The 16,693-nt window shown below is 51.4% G+C and carries 16 protein-coding genes; 7 read left to right on the top strand and 9 right to left on the bottom strand.

Annotated elements, in window-relative coordinates:
* Nucleotides 1-25 precede the first annotated feature (25 nt).
* The 9 genes from tolB to cydA all read right to left on the bottom strand — a co-directional run bounded on the left by tolB (nt 26) and on the right by cydA (nt 7,746).
* Nucleotides 26-1,318, bottom strand: a complete 1,293-nt coding sequence (gene tolB / locus AC534G_RS17410; RefSeq protein WP_110498550.1) for a Tol-Pal system beta propeller repeat protein TolB — start codon at nt 1,316-1,318, stop codon at nt 26-28.
* Nucleotides 1,319-1,446: 128 nt separating this feature from the next.
* Nucleotides 1,447-2,736, bottom strand: a complete 1,290-nt coding sequence (gene tolA, locus AC534G_RS17415) for a cell envelope integrity protein TolA (RefSeq protein ID WP_110498551.1) — start codon at nt 2,734-2,736, stop codon at nt 1,447-1,449.
* A gap of 64 nt (nt 2,737-2,800) precedes the next feature.
* Nucleotides 2,801-3,229 carry a colicin uptake protein TolR gene (tolR, locus tag AC534G_RS17420; protein ID WP_003022978.1) on the bottom strand — a complete coding sequence of 143 codons (429 nt, stop codon included), beginning with the start codon at nt 3,227-3,229 and terminating at the stop codon, nt 2,801-2,803.
* Nucleotides 3,230-3,232: 3 nt separating this feature from the next.
* Nucleotides 3,233-3,925, bottom strand: coding sequence for a Tol-Pal system protein TolQ (tolQ, locus tag AC534G_RS17425; protein WP_003022976.1), 693 nt, complete (start codon nt 3,923-3,925; stop codon nt 3,233-3,235).
* Nucleotides 3,922-4,326: a tol-pal system-associated acyl-CoA thioesterase gene (gene ybgC / locus AC534G_RS17430; RefSeq protein WP_003831439.1), complete on the bottom strand. Its 405-nt coding sequence runs from the start codon at nt 4,324-4,326 to the stop codon at nt 3,922-3,924. The genes tolQ and ybgC overlap by 4 nt, the downstream gene beginning before the upstream one ends.
* Before the next feature lie 275 nt (nt 4,327-4,601).
* Entirely contained in the window at nt 4,602-4,895 is a 294-nt protein-coding gene (ybgE, locus tag AC534G_RS17435; protein ID WP_038638940.1) for a cyd operon protein YbgE, read from the bottom strand.
* Nucleotides 4,895-5,008 carry a cytochrome bd-I oxidase subunit CydX gene (gene cydX / locus AC534G_RS17440; protein WP_061381940.1) on the bottom strand — a complete coding sequence of 38 codons (114 nt, stop codon included), beginning with the start codon at nt 5,006-5,008 and terminating at the stop codon, nt 4,895-4,897. Before cydX ends, ybgE begins: the two co-directional genes overlap by 1 nt.
* 14 nt (nt 5,009-5,022) lie before the next feature.
* Nucleotides 5,023-6,162, bottom strand: a complete 1,140-nt coding sequence (gene cydB, locus AC534G_RS17445) for a cytochrome d ubiquinol oxidase subunit II (protein WP_038638939.1) — start codon at nt 6,160-6,162, stop codon at nt 5,023-5,025.
* A gap of 15 nt (nt 6,163-6,177) precedes the next feature.
* Complete coding sequence (cydA, locus tag AC534G_RS17450; RefSeq protein WP_038638936.1) at nt 6,178-7,746, bottom strand: cytochrome ubiquinol oxidase subunit I; 1,569 nt, start codon at nt 7,744-7,746, stop codon at nt 6,178-6,180.
* A gap of 1,219 nt (nt 7,747-8,965) precedes the next feature.
* Here cydA and glmS point away from each other — a divergent pair.
* The 7 genes from glmS to AC534G_RS17485 all read left to right on the top strand — a co-directional run bounded on the left by glmS (nt 8,966) and on the right by AC534G_RS17485 (nt 16,672).
* On the top strand, nt 8,966-9,415 hold the full coding sequence (gene glmS / locus AC534G_RS17455) for a methylaspartate mutase subunit S (RefSeq protein WP_038638933.1): 450 nt from the start codon (nt 8,966-8,968) through the stop codon (nt 9,413-9,415).
* Nucleotides 9,415-10,809, top strand: coding sequence for a methylaspartate mutase accessory protein GlmL (glmL, locus tag AC534G_RS17460; protein ID WP_038638930.1), 1,395 nt, complete (start codon nt 9,415-9,417; stop codon nt 10,807-10,809). Before glmS ends, glmL begins: the two co-directional genes overlap by 1 nt.
* A 12-nt stretch (nt 10,810-10,821) precedes the next feature.
* Nucleotides 10,822-12,267, top strand: coding sequence for a methylaspartate mutase subunit E (locus tag AC534G_RS17465; protein WP_038638927.1), 1,446 nt, complete (start codon nt 10,822-10,824; stop codon nt 12,265-12,267).
* Entirely contained in the window at nt 12,267-13,508 is a 1,242-nt protein-coding gene (locus tag AC534G_RS17470; RefSeq protein ID WP_038638925.1) for a methylaspartate ammonia-lyase, read from the top strand. Before AC534G_RS17465 ends, AC534G_RS17470 begins: the two co-directional genes overlap by 1 nt.
* A gap of 3 nt (nt 13,509-13,511) precedes the next feature.
* A complete protein-coding gene (locus AC534G_RS17475) occupies nt 13,512-14,882 on the top strand; it encodes an acyclic terpene utilization AtuA family protein (RefSeq protein ID WP_110498553.1) in 1,371 nt (456 codons plus the stop codon).
* Entirely contained in the window at nt 14,879-15,199 is a 321-nt protein-coding gene (locus AC534G_RS17480) for a DUF4387 domain-containing protein (protein ID WP_496594440.1), read from the top strand. The genes AC534G_RS17475 and AC534G_RS17480 overlap by 4 nt, the downstream gene beginning before the upstream one ends.
* A 165-nt stretch (nt 15,200-15,364) precedes the next feature.
* The gene (locus tag AC534G_RS17485) at nt 15,365-16,672 is read left to right on the top strand and encodes a dicarboxylate/amino acid:cation symporter (protein ID WP_038638921.1); all 1,308 of its coding nucleotides are present in this window, start codon (nt 15,365-15,367) and stop codon (nt 16,670-16,672) included.
* Nucleotides 16,673-16,693: the final 21 nt, after the last annotated feature.

Here is a 16,693-nt window from a genome sequence, read left to right on the forward strand (position 1 = left end):
TCCTTTATTAATCAATTATTTATTATCACAGATACGGCGACCAGGCAGGGAATTTAACCTGACCATCAGTTGCCGGAAGACGCGCTTTGAAACGCCCATCTGTAGAAACCAAATTCAGCACGGATCCCATCCCCTGAGAAGAGCTGTAGATTACCATAGTGCCGTTAGGTGCCAGACTTGGCGTTTCATCCAGGAACGTTGACGACAGAACTTGTACGCCACCCGCTACCAGATCTTGTTTGGCAATGTGTTGCTGACCGTTAGCCGAGCTTACCATTACCATAAATTTACCGTCGCTGCTCACATCCGCATCCTGGTTTTGCGAACCTTCCCAGGTAATACGCTGCGGAGCACCGCCGTTGACGTTAACTTTGTATACCTGCGGACGACCGGCCTGGTCAGAAGTAAAGGCCAGATTCTGGCTGTCCGGGAACCAGGTAGGTTCAGTGTTGTTGCTGCGACCATCCGTCACCTGACGGATTTGACCAGAACCAATGTCCATAACATACAGGTTCAGGCTACCGGTTTTAGACAGGGCAAACGCCAGTTTGCTGCCATCCGGAGAAAACGCAGGTGCGCCGTTGTGACGCGGGAAAGAAGCGACCTGACGAACAGCGCCGTTAGACAACGTCTGAATAACCAGCGCAGAACGACCGCTTTCGAAGGTCACGTAAGCCAGTTTTGAACCGTCCGGAGACCACGCCGGAGACATCAGCGGCTGCGGAGAACGGTGTACCACGAACTGGTTGTAACCATCGTAGTCGGACACGCGTAATTCGTACGGGAACTGACCGCCGTTGGTCTGGACAACATACGCGATACGGGTACGGAATGCGCCCTTAATACCGGTCAGTTTTTCAAATACTTCGTCACTGGCAGTATGGCCCGCGTAACGCAGCCATTGCTTGTTCACTTTATAGGTGTTCTGCGCCAGTACGGTACCCGGCGCGCCGCCGGTATCTACCAGTTGATAAGCCACGCTGTAGGAGCCATCCGGATTCGGCGTTACCTGCCCGACCACGACGGCATCAATACCCAGCGCAGACCATGCAGCAGGTTGAACTTCCGCCGCGGTGCCCGGCTGCTGCGGCAGACGAGAACGGTCTAATGGGTTAAATTTACCGCTGTTACGCAGGTCAGCGCCAACGATACCACCGATATCTTCAGGTGCAGCACCCGGCCCTGCCCACTTGAATGGGACAACGCCAATCGGGCGTGCCGAGTCCACCCCCTGGGTGATCTCGATACGTACTTCTGCATGCAGCACTGCTGCCCACAGCATCAGAAAACCAAATGCTACTCGTAATGCCTGCTTCATCATATCTCCCTTATCTGGACGGAACGCCCACGATAATTTAGCAGAATGTTAACAAACTCAAATACACAAAACTACCAGAACTCTGTCTCAACCTTAGACTGTTTCCCCCGATTTCTCAGGGGTTGTTATTACAGTTTAAAGTCCAGTTTGGCATCTTTTACTTTTTCATAAACAGCCTGGCTAGGCGGTTTAGGAATTCTGGCTGTTTTCGCAGCCGTCAGTGCAGCCTGGCACAATGCCGGATCGCCGCCCTCTTCGGTCACATCCAGTAACAGACCATCGGGTGCTAACTTGATATGTAGTACGCAAGATTTGCCCGCATACAAATCAGCACCATACAGACGGCTCTGGATCGCATTACGAATTTGAGAGGCGTAAGCACTGATATCAGCGCCAGATGCGCCGCCATTTGCACCACTTGTACCACTATCTTTCGCCGGCTGACCGTTTCCTTTCGCTCCACCACCTGATTTCGGCGCATTCTTACCGGAGCTTAAGTCACCCAACAGGTCGTCAACGCCCGAGGCCGCAGCGGCCTTCTCAGCAGCCGCTTTTTTCGCAGCAGCGGCTTTATCTGCCGCAGCTTTCTTGTCAGCAGCAGCTTTGTCAGCGGCAGCTTTCTTGTCTGCAGCAGCTTTGTCAGCGGCAGCTTTCTTGTCTGCAGCGGCTTTTTCCGCAGCAGCTTTCTTTTCAGCCGCCGCTTTTTCAGCAGCTGCTGCTTTTGCGGCAGCGGCTTTTTCTGCTTTTTCGGCGGCAGCTTTTTCTGCTGCAGCTTGCTTAGCAGCTTCAGCCTGGGCTTTCTTCGCGGCGTCTGCGGCAGCCTTAGCGGCTTGTGCTTCGGCAACTTTCTTCGCATCAGCGGCGGCTTTAGCGGCTTCAGCCTCAGCTTTTTTCTGTGCGTCCGCAGCGGCTTTCTTCGCGGCATCTGCCGCTTGTTTCGCCTGTGCATCCGCCTTGGCCTTCGCGTCTGCAGCAGCCTTCGCCGCAGCTTCTTCAGCCTGTTTCTGCTGCTCTTGCGCTTTCGCGGCGGCAGCTTCAGCCTGTTTCTGCTGTTCCGCTTGTTCGCGCACTTTTTCCTGCGCGGCTAAACGTTCTTTTTCCAGCTGCTTCAGGCGCTCTTGCTCAGCGGCCTGTTTCTCGCGAAGTTCTTCAGCCTGTTGCTGCGCCTGTTTTTCACGCTGCTCTTCTGCACGTTTCGCACTTGCCTGCTGTTGCTGCTGCCTGTCGTACTGTTGCACAACGGCGCCAGGATCAACCATAACGGCGTCGATGGACGAACCGCCACCGCCGCCGGCTGAAGCATCAATGTGCTCATCGAACGAACTCCAGATCAGCGCTGCAAATAAAATGACATGCAGCACCGCTGAAATAATTATCGCCCTTTTGAGCTTGTCGTTTTGTTCGGTTGCCTTTGACACTCTCGGTTCCCAAAAAACTGTTCGCCTGTTACGCGCTATCTTTCAAGCCAGCAATACGCAGACATCAGATTGGCTGCGTCATCAAGCCAACCGATTTCACACCTGCACTGTGTAACAAGTTCAGCGCTTTAATTATTTCATCATAAGGCACGTCTTTCGCACCACCGATTAAAAAGACCGTTTTCGGATTGGTCTGCAGGCGGCTTTTCGCTTCTGCAATAACCTGCTCCGGCGGCAGTTGATCCATACGATCTTTTTCAACCACCACGCTGTATTGCCCAATACCGGAAACTTCAATAATGACCGGAGGTTCGTCGTTACTGCTGACGGCTTGCGATTCGGTCGCATCCGGCAGATCGACTTCCACACTCTGGGTAATGATCGGCGCGGTTGCCATAAAGATCAGCAGCAGCACCAGCAGTACGTCGAGCAGCGGTACAATATTGATTTCGGACTTAAGTTCGCGACGACCTCGTCCACGCGTTCTGGCCATGGCTTACCCCTTGTTGCTCTCGCTAACGGTAAACGCCTGGCGGTGCAGAATCGCGGTAAACTCTTCCATAAAGTTGTCGTAATTCAGTTCCAGCTTGTTCACGCGCTGATTCAGTCGGTTGTAAGCCATAACCGCCGGGATTGCCGCAAACAGACCGATAGCCGTCGCAATCAACGCTTCCGCGATACCCGGTGCGACCATTTGCAGCGTTGCCTGTTTTACCGCGCCCAGCGCGATAAACGCGTGCATGATCCCCCAAACGGTACCGAACAGACCGATATACGGACTGATGGAGCCGACGGTGCCGAGGAATGGAATATGTGTTTCCAGCGTTTCCAGTTCACGGTTCATCGAGATTCGCATCGCACGGGATGCCCCCTCAACGACCGCTTCCGGCGCATGGCTATTGGCCCTGTGCAAACGCGCAAATTCTTTGAATCCGCTATAAAAAATTTGTTCCGATCCCGCCAAATTATCACGACGCCCCTGACTTTCCTGATACAGGCGTGACAACTCAATACCAGACCAGAACTTGTCTTCAAATGCTTCTGCTTCACGTGAAGCGGCATTCAGAATACGGGTCCGCTGGATAATAATGGCCCAGGATGCGATTGAGAAACCAATCAAAATCAACATGATAAGTTTAACCAGAAGGCTTGCCTTCAGGAACAAATCAAGGATATTCATGTCAGTCACTGCTTAAACTCCGCGACAATAGACTTGGGAAGCGCACGAGGCTTCATTTTGAGTGGATCAACGCAAACAATCAGAACTTCGGCTTCATTCAGCACGGTGTTCTCTGCGTTGACAATGCGTTGCGTGAAAACCAATGAGGTGCCACGCATTGACGTAATTTCGGTTTGGACTTCGAGCATATCGTCGAGCCGCGCAGGCGCAAAATACTCAAGAGTCATCTTGCGCACCACAAAGGCTACGCGCTCTGCCAGCAGCACCTGCTGACTGAAGTGATGATGACGCAGCATCTCTGTGCGTGCTCTTTCATAAAAAGCGACGTAGCTGGCGTGGTAAACCACCCCACCGGCATCAGTGTCTTCATAGTAGACACGAACCGGCCATCGAAACATATACTTATTCATTCTTACTGCCTCTTTGTTGGCTTCGTCCACTCACACCCGTTGCTTACCCTGGTAAGCGCCTGGTGACTCGCGTTTTTGCCGCCGCGATGCATCAAGAATGTCGTTGTATATCGCGCTGTCTTCACTGTACATCCCGGTAATGCAACAAAAGGTTAGTGCTTTCAAACTTCGCTACTATACGCGCGGGAATGGTGCTTTGGAATGGGGGAAAGTAAACGGAGAGTAAAAAATTATGGGCTTATGCAAGCCCATAAATATTTAAGGATGTTTCTTATTCAAAAGAAGAAGAAAATCAGACCAACAACGAGGACGATATCCGCGATCAGCGGGCAGAAGATGCCCTGCCAGTGCACCGCGCGAGGACGAAAGCCAACGCCGTGAATGATGCCAGCGCAGACAGCCCACATCAGCAGAAAACCATGCCAGATTTCAAGCTCACTGGTTTTGGCCGCGAAACGTGACGGGTCCCAGAATATGCAGCCAGCCAACACGATTGCCAGCACAAAGGAAAGCGCCCGCAAGGGGCGCTTGTCCATTACCGCATAAACCATCGCGATAAGGTTGATCATCAGCTTTCTTCTTGTCCGGCTTTGCCTGATTCAACGTGCTCAAGCGCCAGGGCTGTGATTATCCCAAATGCACAGGCAAGAAGCGTTCCCAGAATCCATGCGAAATACCACATATTTAGCTCCTTACTTAGTACAGAGAATGGGTGTTACGTTCAATATCTTCTTTGGTGATGCGACCAAACATTTTCCAGTAACACCAGGTGGTGTAGATGAGAATGATCGGTACAAACACCAGTGCCACATAAGTCATCACGTTCAGCGTCAGCTGACTGGAAGTCGCATCCCACATGGTCAGACTCGCGTTCATCATGGTGCTGGATGGCATCACAAACGGGAACATTGCGATACCGGCAGTCAGGATGATGCAGGCTAACGTCAGTGAGGAGAAGACGAACGCCCATGCCCCTTTCTCCATACGAGAAGTCAGGATGGTCAACAGCGGCAGAACCACGCCCAGTGCAGGAACCAGCCACAGAATAGGTGCATTATTAAAGTTCACCATCCATGCGCCAGCAACACGCGCCACTTCTTTGGTCAGCGGGTTAGAGGCGGCATGATGATCCACTGCAGAGGTCACAACATAACCGTCAATACCGTAAATCACCCACACGCCGGCCAGCGCGAAGCAGACCAGAGTCACCAGCGCCGCTACCTGCGCGGTGGTACGCGTACGCAGGTGCAGTTCACCAACCGTACGCATCTGCAGGTAGGTCGCGCCCTGGGTGATGATCATTCCAACGCTCACGATACCTGCCAGCAGACCAAACGGATTCAGCAACTGGAAGAAGTTACCGGTGTAGTACAGACGCAGGTACTCATCGATATGGAACGGTACGCCCTGCAACAGGTTACCGAACGCCACGCCAATGACCAACGGCGGAACAAAGCTACCAATGAAAATGCCCCAGTCCCACATGTTACGCCAACGAGTGTCTTCAATCTTGGAACGGTAATCAAAACCGACCGGACGGAAGAATAAAGACGCCAGTACCAGAACCATCGCCACATAGAAACCAGAGAACGCAGCGGCATACACCATCGGCCAGGCAGCGAACAGAGCGCCACCCGCGGTGATGAGCCAAACCTGGTTACCGTCCCAGTGCGGGGCGATGGAGTTAATCATAATTCGACGCTCGGTATCATTACGACCGAGGAAACGGGTGAGCATGCCCACCCCCATGTCGAAGCCATCAGTGACCGCAAAACCAATCAGCAGAATGCCGACCAACAGCCACCAGACAAAACGCAATACTTCATAATCGATCATTTGACGACTCCTGTCTTAGCGTGCCGGCTGAGAAGTCACATTGGACTGCTCAAAGTGATAGCGACCGGTTTTCAGGCTGCTCGGGCCGAGGCGTGCAAACTTGAACATTAAGAACAATTCTGCCACCAGGAACAGGGTATACAGGCCACAAATCAGGATCATGGAGAACAGCAGATCGCCTACTGTCAACGATGAGTTTGCCACCGCCGTTGGTAATACTTCGCCGATTGCCCATGGTTGTCGGCCATATTCGGCGACAAACCAACCTGCTTCTACAGCAATCCACGGCAGTGGAATACCGTACAGCGCGGCACGCAGCAGCCATTTTTTCTCACCGATACGGTTACGAATGACGCTCCAGAAGGAAAGCGCAATAATGGCCAGCAGCAAGAAGCCACATGCCACCATGATACGGAAAGCGAAATACAGCGGCGCAACGCGAGGGATAGAATCTTTCGTTGCCTGTTGAATTTGCGCTTCGGTTGCGTCGGTGACGTTGTCCGTATAGCGTTTCAGCAGCAGACCATAACCCAAATCTTTCTTCATGCTGTTGAACTGGTCACGAACAGCCTGATCGGTCGACCCCGCACGCAATTCTTCCAGCAGCTGATACGCCTTCATCCCGTTACGGATACGCTCTTCATGCTGCGCCATCAGGTCTTTCAGACCAATGACCGGTGTATCAACAGAACGGGTGGCAATGATGCCCAGCGCATAAGGAATTTGAATCGCAAATTTGTTTTCTTGTTTATCCTGGTCGGGAATACCGAACAAGGTAAACGCAGCAGGAGCAGGTTGAGTTTCCCACTCAGCTTCAATAGCGGCGAGTTTAGTTTTCTGTACGTCGCCCATTTCGTAACCGGATTCATCACCCAGCACGATAACAGACAGCACAGCCGCCATACCAAAGCTGGCAGCAATCGCGAAGGAGCGTTTTGCGAACGCAAAGTCACGGCCTTTCAGCATGTAATAAGCACTGATGCCAAGAATGAACATCGCGCCAGTGACATACCCTGACGCCACCGTGTGAACAAATTTCACCTGGGCAACCGGGTTGAGCACCAGTTCGGAGAAGCTCAGCATCTCCATACGCATGGTTTCGAAGTTGAAATCCGCAGCGATTGGGTTTTGCATCCAGCCGTTCGCTACCAGAATCCACAATGCGGACAGGTTAGAACCCAGTGCCACCAGCCAGGTGACGCACATATGCTGGACTTTACCCAAACGGTCCCAACCGAAGAAGAACAGACCTACAAAGGTGGATTCGAGGAAGAAGGCCATCAAACCTTCGATAGCCAGCGGCGCACCGAAAATATCCCCTACATAGTGGGAATAGTAAGACCAGTTAGTCCCGAACTGGAACTCCATGGTCAGACCGGTAGCCACACCCAGAGCGAAGTTGATACCAAACAACTTGCCCCAGAACTTGGTCATATCTTTATAAATCTGTTTGCCGGAAAGGACGTAGACCGTTTCCATAATGGCCAGCAAGAACGCCATACCGAGCGTCAGTGGCACAAACAGGAAGTGGTACATCGCGGTCAAGGCAAACTGTAAGCGCGACAGTTCGACTATATCTAACATCATGACTCCTTGCTCATCGCATGAAGACTCCGAGAGTGAACCCCGTTAGAAAGGGTCACACGCATGCCCCAATACAAATTTATCTGCTTCCTTCCGCCGCCGTTCATTCTTCTCATTTGAAGAAAAGACAATGATGAAAGGTTACAAACATGTTAATAAAACACTCAAATTGATCCCGCAATTATATTACGCCGTAAAATCCTTACAATAAACAGGTTTTTATCGAGACAAATTTGCATTTTTCGATAGTGATCAATTTATAGCTAATTTACCACTTTCAGACCAATTTGATCTGCAGCAATTTAACCTCTTTTGACGATGTTTTCCAAGTTTTAAACTTTGATTTAAATCAATTTTCAAATTTGTTGTTAATGGTGTTTAACACTACGATGACTAGTGAACACCATGTTAACAACATGTTTTTCAATGAGTATTTGTCGTTACTATAAATGATAGGATATTTATTTAAATCTACACGGTCTTTTAACCGACCAGGCAAATAAAATTGCCAGCAGATAAAGAGTCACTATTGCTGGGTAGCTCACAGTTTTTTGTTTAGCAAGGCGTGGAATAGTTATTTAATACAAATTATTCATTTTATTTTTACTTATAATTAACACCGTGATGTAACTATCTCAACTGGAAGCGGAAACGCTCCCCATTGGCCAACGCATTGCATTGAGCGTTCTGGCGCAGAAAGTCCGCCTGTCACTTTTGTCATCACCATAAGTTATCGTTCACGTCGCGTCTTTGCTTCTATGGCAAAGATTAAATATGCCACAAACAATTCATTATCATTTTTATCCTAAATTTAACAAAGGAATAATTGTGACATATAAGATTAATAAATAAAAAACCGTTAGGTTGTTCACAAGTTATTTAGTGAAGGGAATTTTTGAAATTATTAAAATTGTTACCTGAATGACGCGCCCAACAAAATAAGATTTTGATCACAAACATGGCAAGTTATTTATTACTCGATTTTCTAAAAAATTAAAATAAGAACAAAAAACACATAGTAACCACATGATTACAAACACATTTTTATGGAAATAAATATAACGATCATTTTTGTCAGGATATTTTGAAAATAGATCAATTGCTTCCTTTTTCTCTTCCACAGAAACTCCAACCCTATTAAAAGGTTGTCACAATCCAAGCTCTGAATATTAGAAAAGTATTTTCACTTATTGACCATCAGCCCTACAGAGGATTACCCATGAAAAAATCTACACTTGTTATTGGCGTTATCGGTGCTGACTGCCATGCAGTAGGCAATAAAGTTCTGGATCGCGTTTTTACTGCGCATGATTTTCACGTAATCAACCTCGGGGTGATGGTGAGTCAGGATGAATATATCGATGCCGCGATCGAAACAGGCGCCGATGCCATCGTGGTGTCCTCTATTTACGGACATGGTGACATCGACTGCCTCGGGTTACGTGAACGCTGCATCGAACGCGGACTCGGTGACATTCTGCTGTACGTCGGCGGCAACCTGGTTGTAGGCAAACATGACTTCGCCGATGTGGAAGTGAAGTTTAAAGAGATGGGATTTAACCGCGTCTTCGCCCCCAGCCACGATCTGGAAGATGTCTGCGCGCTTATCGCCAATGATATTCACCAACACAATGGCCTCGAACAGCGTTGCCTGGAAGAGGCTATCTGATGCAAACAGTTTCTGTCGATATCGGCTCGACCTGGACCAAGGCAGCCCTCTTCGCCCATGAAGGCGAGGAGTTAACCCTGGTAAACCATGTCCTGACCCCAACCACCACACATCATCTGGCAGACGGTTTTTTTGCCAGCCTGAATCAGGTGCTGAATGTTGCCGATGCTCGCCCGTTACTGAAAAGTGGTGAAGTGCAGTTGAAATACTCCTCCTCGGCTAAAGGTGGGCTCGCCGTTGCAGCGATGGGGCTGGTGCCTTCCATTACGCTGGAATCGGCAAAAGTTACCGCCCATTCGGCAGGAGCGAAAATCGCGCAATATTATTCGTACAAGCTGAACCGTCATGACATACAGGAGCTGGAATCATCACCACCGGACATCCTGTTATTTACCGGCGGTACAGACGGTGGAGAAGAAAGCTATGGTCTGGCGAATGCGCGTGCATTGGCAGACTCGAAGCTGGATTGCGCCATTATCTACGCAGGAAACCGGGACATTCAGGATGAAATACAAACGATTCTCGGACACAAGGATCTGACCACGGTAGATAACATTCTGCCTGATCTCGATCACCCGAATCCGTTTGCCGCACGCCAGGCGATTTGTGATGTGTTTTTGTCGCGCATTGTGAAAGGCAAAGGTCTGGATGTCATTGTCGGTGAAACAGGCGAAGAGCCAATGCCGACGCCATGGACGGTATATGAGTTAGTCAAAGCCATTAGCGATTACGACAGCGCATGGAAGGAATTCATGCTGATTGATATGGGCGGAGCCACCACGGATGTCTATTCGGCCAGCGCGAATACCCTCTCCCCCGATACCGTCCTGCATGGCGTTCCAGAACCTTTCGTCAAACGTACCGTTGAAGGCGACCTGGGAATGCGCGTTTCCGCCGTCGTGGTGGGAGAAAGCACACAGGAAATGGTGAAAGTCATCTTCGCCCAACAGCCGCAGCGCGAGGAAGCGTTTTACCGCTACCTGCGTCATTTGGTTGGGCAGCCGGATTACCTGCCACTCAGCGAGGAGGAGAAATATTTCGACACTCTGCTGGCAGGTTTATGCGTGGGCTATGCCGCTGAGCGCCACGCGGGCACTAAAAAGCAGGTTTGCACCTGCGTGGGTAACGTGGATTTACAGATGGGTCGCGATCTCACCACCGTACGCAAAGTCGTCGGTTCAGGTGGATGGCTCTCTCGCGCCAGCCAGTTCGATATCCATAACTGGCTCAAATACCGGGAGCTGGACGACCAGGGTAAAAGAATTCTGTTACCGAACCAGTTTGAGTATTACCGCGATTCAAATGGCCTGCTCCCTCTACTGGCAAATGTCGCCAGGCTGTACCCGCAAGCCGCTGCTCGCACCAGCATTCAGTGTTTAACCCTACAAAACTAAAGGCAGCTACGAATGGAACTTCGAAATAAAAAATTGACCCATGACGAATTCATGACCGAAAGGCATCAGGTGTTGCAAACCTGGGAAACCGGTAAAGACGTTGAGAACTTCGAAGATGGCGTGAAGTACCAGCAATCAATTCCGGATAAAAAGCGCTTCTCCCTTGCCCTGCTGAAGGCCGATCAGGAAGGTAGAACCCTGAGCCAACCGCGCGCAGGCGTGGCGTTAATGGACGAGCATATTGCGCTGCTCAAAACGTTGCAGGAAGAGTGCGACCTCCTGCCAAGTACTATTGATGCCTACACCCGTCTGAACCGCTATGAAGAAGCCGCTGTCGGGATCCAGAAATCCATCGAAGCAGGGACTTCCAAGCTGAATGGTTTACCGGTCGTCAATCACGGGGTTGCTGCCTGCCGCCGTATGACTGAGTCGCTGGAAAAACCGATCCAGGTTCGCCACGGTACGCCGGACGCGCGCCTGCTGGCAGAAATCGCCATGGCCAGTGGCTTTACCAGCTACGAAGGCGGCGGTATCTCTTACAACATCCCTTATGCCAAACGCGTCACCCTGGAAAAATCCATCCGCGACTGGCAGTACTGCGATCGTCTGATGGGTCTGTATGAAGAGAACGGTATTCGCATCAACCGCGAACCGTTTGGTCCGCTGACCGGCACCCTGATCCCACCATTTATGTCCCACTCAGTTGCGATTATTGAAGGTCTGCTGGCGCTGGAACAGGGCGTGAAGTCAATCACCGTCGGCTACGGTCAGGTCGGTAGCCTGACGCAGGATATCGCCGCAATTCAGGCGCTGCGTGAGCTATCCCACGAATACTTCCATAACCACGGCTTCGACGATTACGAGCTGAGCACCGTTTTCCACCAGTGGATGGGCGGGTTCCCGGAAGATGAAGCGAAAGCCTTCTCCGTTATCGCCTGGGGCGCAGCGGTTGCCGGTATGTCGGGCGCAACAAAAGTGATCACCAAAAGCCCGCACGAAGCGTTCGGTATCCCAACAGCGGCCGCTAACGCTCAGGGTCTTAAAGCATCACGCCAGATGCTCAACATGGTCAGCGACCAGAAATTCCCGCAGTGCGCAGCCGTGGAACAGGAAGTCGAGCTGATCAAGAGCGAAGTCCGCGCGGTGCTGAAAAAAGTCTTTGAACTCGGCAATGGCGATATTGCACGCGGTACGGTGCTGGCCTTTGAAGCAGGCGTGCTGGATGTGCCTTTCGCCCCTGCCGCCTGTAACGCCGGGAAGATTCTGCCGGTACGCGATAACACAGGCGCCATCCGTATTCTCGAAGCCGGCGCTGTTCCGCTGCCGAAAGACATTCTCGCCCTGCACCACGACTACGTCGCAGAGCGCGCGCATTTCGAAGGCCGTAAACCTTCTTTCCAGATGGTCATTGATGACATCAACGCCGTATCCCACAGTAAATTAATAGGAAGACCATAATGAAAATTAAACAGGCCCTTTTCACCGCTGGCTACTCCTCATTTTATTTTGACGATCAGCAGGCCATCAAAAACGGTGCCGGTCATGACGGGTTTATCTATACCGGCTCCCCGGTAACGCCTGGCTTTACCTCTGTCCGCCAGGCGGGTGAATGCGTTTCTGTGCAGTTGGTTCTGGAAAACGGCGCAGTGGCGGTAGGCGATTGTGCTGCGGTGCAATATTCAGGCGCAGGCGGTCGCGACCCGCTGTTCCTGGCTGAAAACTTTATTCCTTTCCTCAACGATCATATCAAGCCGCTGCTGGAAGGCCGTGACGTGGATGCTTTCCTGCCAAACGCCCGCTTCTTTGATCAGTTGCGTATCGATGGCCATCTGCTGCATACCGCCGTCCGTTACGGTCTTTCTCAGGCACTGCTCGACGCGGCGGCGCTGGCGACCGGCCGTCTGAAAACTGAAGTGGTGTGCGACGAGTGGCAACTGCCATGCGTCCCGGAAGCCATTCCATTATTTGGTCAGAGTGGTGATGACCGTTATATCGCCGTCGACAAGATGATCCTTAAAGGCGTGGACGTTCTGCCGCACGCGTTGATCAACAACGTGGAAGAGAAGCTGGGCTTTAAAGGTGAAAAGCTGCGTGAGTATGTGCGCTGGTTGTCTAATCGCATCTTAACCCTGCGCACCAGCGAGCGTTATCACCCGACGCTGCACATTGATGTCTATGGCACTATCGGTCTGATCTTCGATATGGATCCGGTGCGCTGCGCTGAATACATCGCCAGCCTGGAAGCGGAAGCTCAGGGCCTGCCGCTCTACATTGAAGGTCCGGTGGATGCCGGTAACAAGCCGGATCAGATCCGCATGTTAACCGCCATTACCAAAGAGCTGACCCGTCTGGGTTCCGGCGTGAAAATCGTTGCGGATGAGTGGTGTAACACCTATCAGGACATTGTGGACTTCACCGATGCGGGCAGCTGCCACATGGTGCAGATCAAAACCCCGGATCTGGGCGGTATTCACAACATCGTTGACGCAGTGCTGTATTGCAACAAACACGCGATGGAAGCCTATCAGGGCGGTACCTGTAACGAAACGGAAATCAGTGCTCGCACCTGCGTACACGTCGCGCTGGCTGCGCGTCCTATGCGCATGCTGGTCAAACCAGGTATGGGTTTCGATGAAGGTCTCAACATCGTGTTTAACGAAATGAACCGCACCATCGCGCTGTTGCAAACTAAGGATTAAGAGATGGCACGCACATTTAAGATCTTATCGCCTACGGCTATCCTGGGTTATGGCTTCCCGGAAGAGAGTTTTCGTAAAGCCATGGAAGAGTCACCGGATCTTATTGCTGTTGACGCAGGTTCCTCCGATCCTGGCCCTCACTACCTGGGGGCGGGTAAACCTTTTACCGACAGGGCCGGAGTGAAACGCGATCTGCGCTATATGATCGTAGCAGGCGTTAAGAACAACATCCCGGTAGTGATTGGCACGGCCGGTGGTTCAGGCGCCGCTCCGCATCTGGAGTGGTGTCGCCAGATAATCCATGAGATTGCCCAGGAAGAAAAACTGTCCTTCTCCATGGCGCTCATCCCGTCTGATGTTGACAAAGAAATCGTTCATCAGGCGCTGGATAACGGCAAAATCACCGCGCTCGATTTTGTGCCTGAACTGACTCACGAGGCAATTGAAGACAGCACCTACATTGTCGCGCAGATGGGCGTCGAGCCATTCCAGCGCGCGCTGCAAGCCGGTGCGCAGGTGGTACTGGGCGGACGAGCCTACGATCCGGCCTGCTTCGCCGCGCTGCCGATTATGCAGGGCTTTGATGAAGGTCTGGCGCTTCATTGCGGTAAGATCCTTGAGTGTGCCGCCATTGCCGCCACCCCTGGCTCTGGCTCAGATTGTGCGATGGGGATCATTGACGACAACGGCTTTACGCTGAAAGCGTTCAATCCCAAGCGTAAGTTCACTGAAACTTCCGCGGCGGCGCACACCCTGTATGAGAAGTCCGATCCGTACTTCCTGCCGGGGCCAGGCGGCGTGCTGAACCTGAAAGCGTGCACTTTCACCCAGGTTAACGAGGGCGAAGTGTATGTCAGCGGTTCACGTCATGAAGAAACGCCGTATGCGTTGAAACTGGAAGGCGCACGTCAGGTTGGCTTCCGCTGCCTGACCATCGCCGGAACGCGCGACCCGATCATGATTGCCGGAATTGACACTATTCTCGAAGAGGTACAGGCCAGCGTTAAGCGTAACCTCTCGCTGAATGACGACAGTATCCGTATGACGTTCCACCTGTACGGTAAGAACGGTGTGATGGGCAACCATGAGCCGATGAAAACCGCCGGTCATGAACTGGGGATTTTGCTGGACGTCGTCGCGCCGACGCAGGATATCGCCAACAGCGTTTGCTCGCTGGTGCGCTCTACCCTGCTGCACTACGGTTATGAAAATCGCATTGCGACCGCGGGCAACCTCGCCTTCCCGTTCTCGCCATCCGATATTCAGAGTGGACCGGTGTATGAGTTCTCGATCTATCACCTGATTGAAGCGAGCGATACGCTGCGTTTTGATTTCCACATTGAACAGGTGACGCCAGAAGGAGTTCAGGCATGAAACACTCAATTTGTTCGCTGGCGCAAGTCATTCGTTCCAAAAATGCCGGGCCGTACGAACTGGTTTTAGATATTTTATTTAAAACCCGTGAAGATTATCAGCGAGTGAAGCGTTCAGAACAATTAACGCCACAACTTATTGCTGGTTTGTATAATGTCAAACCTGACTTTATTCATAATATTGTCTGGTTTGACCCAGCAAATGCCGTAAAAATTGTCATGCCGCGCGATATTATCTCCGGCAACATTGGTGACAATGATGTTTATGGTGCGCAGCAACACGCGCCATTATTAAGTATTGAGTTCGACCTGAAGTAAAAAACACAATAACAGCCATTGGAGCACAGAATTCAGCTGTATCACAGTGCTTCGAATTATTCATGCGGTTGGTCACAACAGGCGTGCGTCTGAACTGCTGTCCAGGTTCAGGCGCGCGCCGCCCTACACAATTCCAATTACCAACCTTTATCCGATGGAGTACACATGAAGAAAATAAGTTTAACGAAGATGATCATATTAGGTCTGATACTCGGCATGATTGCCGGGGTGGCCATAAATAATATGGTCGCGGCTGAAACGGCAAAATCTTATGCAGCAGATATTTCCATTTTTACCACCATATTCTTACGCATGGTGAAAATGATTATCGCGCCATTGGTTATTTCAACTCTGGTTGTGGGTATTGCCAAAATGGGCGATGCCAAAACGCTGGGACGTATATTTTCGAAAACCTTCTTCCTGTTTATTTGCGCCTCACTGCTGTCAATCGCGCTGGGCCTGGTTATCGTTAATATTTTCCAGCCAGGCGCTGGCATCAACTTTGTTCCGCATGACGCCGGGGCCGTTGCCGCCGTTAAATCTGAACCGTTCACGCTGAAAGTATTTATCTCGCACGCGGTACCAACCAGTATTGTTGATGCGATGGCACGTAACGAAATTCTGCAGATCGTCGTCTTCTCAATTTTCCTCGGTTGCAGCCTGGCTGCGATTGGTGAAAAAGCCGAGCCGATCGTGAAGGTTCTGGACTCACTGGTGCACGTAATGCTGAAGCTGACGGGCTACGTCATGCTGTTTGCGCCACTGACCGTGTTTGCCGCTATCTCGGGTCTGATTGCCGAACGTGGTCTGGGAGTAATGGTCAGCGCCGGGATCTTTATGGGTGAGTTCTACCTGACGCTGGGTATGCTGTGGGCGATCCTGATCGGTCTGTCCACCATGATCGTAGGGCCTTGCATCGCGCGTTTAACGAAATCAATCCTCGAACCAGCACTGTTGGCCTTCACCACCTCCAGCTCTGAAGCCGCCTTCCCAGGCACGCTGGACAAACTGGAAAAATTCGGCGTTTCCTCAAAAATCGCCAGTTTCGTTCTGCCTATCGGTTACTCCTTTAACCTGGTCGGCTCGATGGCGTACTGCTCCTTTGCCACCGTATTTATTGCTCAGGCGTGCAATATCGAACTAAGCATGGGCGAGCAAATCACCATGCTGTTGATCCTGATGCTGACCTCGAAAGGGATGGCGGGCGTACCGCGTGCATCAATGGTTGTTATCGCCGCTACCCTGAACCAGTTCAACATTCCGGAAGCCGGTCTGATCCTGCTAATGGGTGTGGATCCATTCCTCGATATGGGTCGTTCCGCTACCAACGTCATGAGTAACGCCATGGGTGCTGCCATTGTAGGTCGTTGGGAAGGTGAACACTTCGGCCAGGGCTGTCGCGGAACTGCGCCAGTGAAGACACCGGAACAAGAACGTCCGGCGACCGAACCGTCAGAAGTTGCGATGTCCTGATAGCACGCGATTGCCGGATGG

The organism is Citrobacter sp. CRE-46 (genome assembly GCF_059615875.1).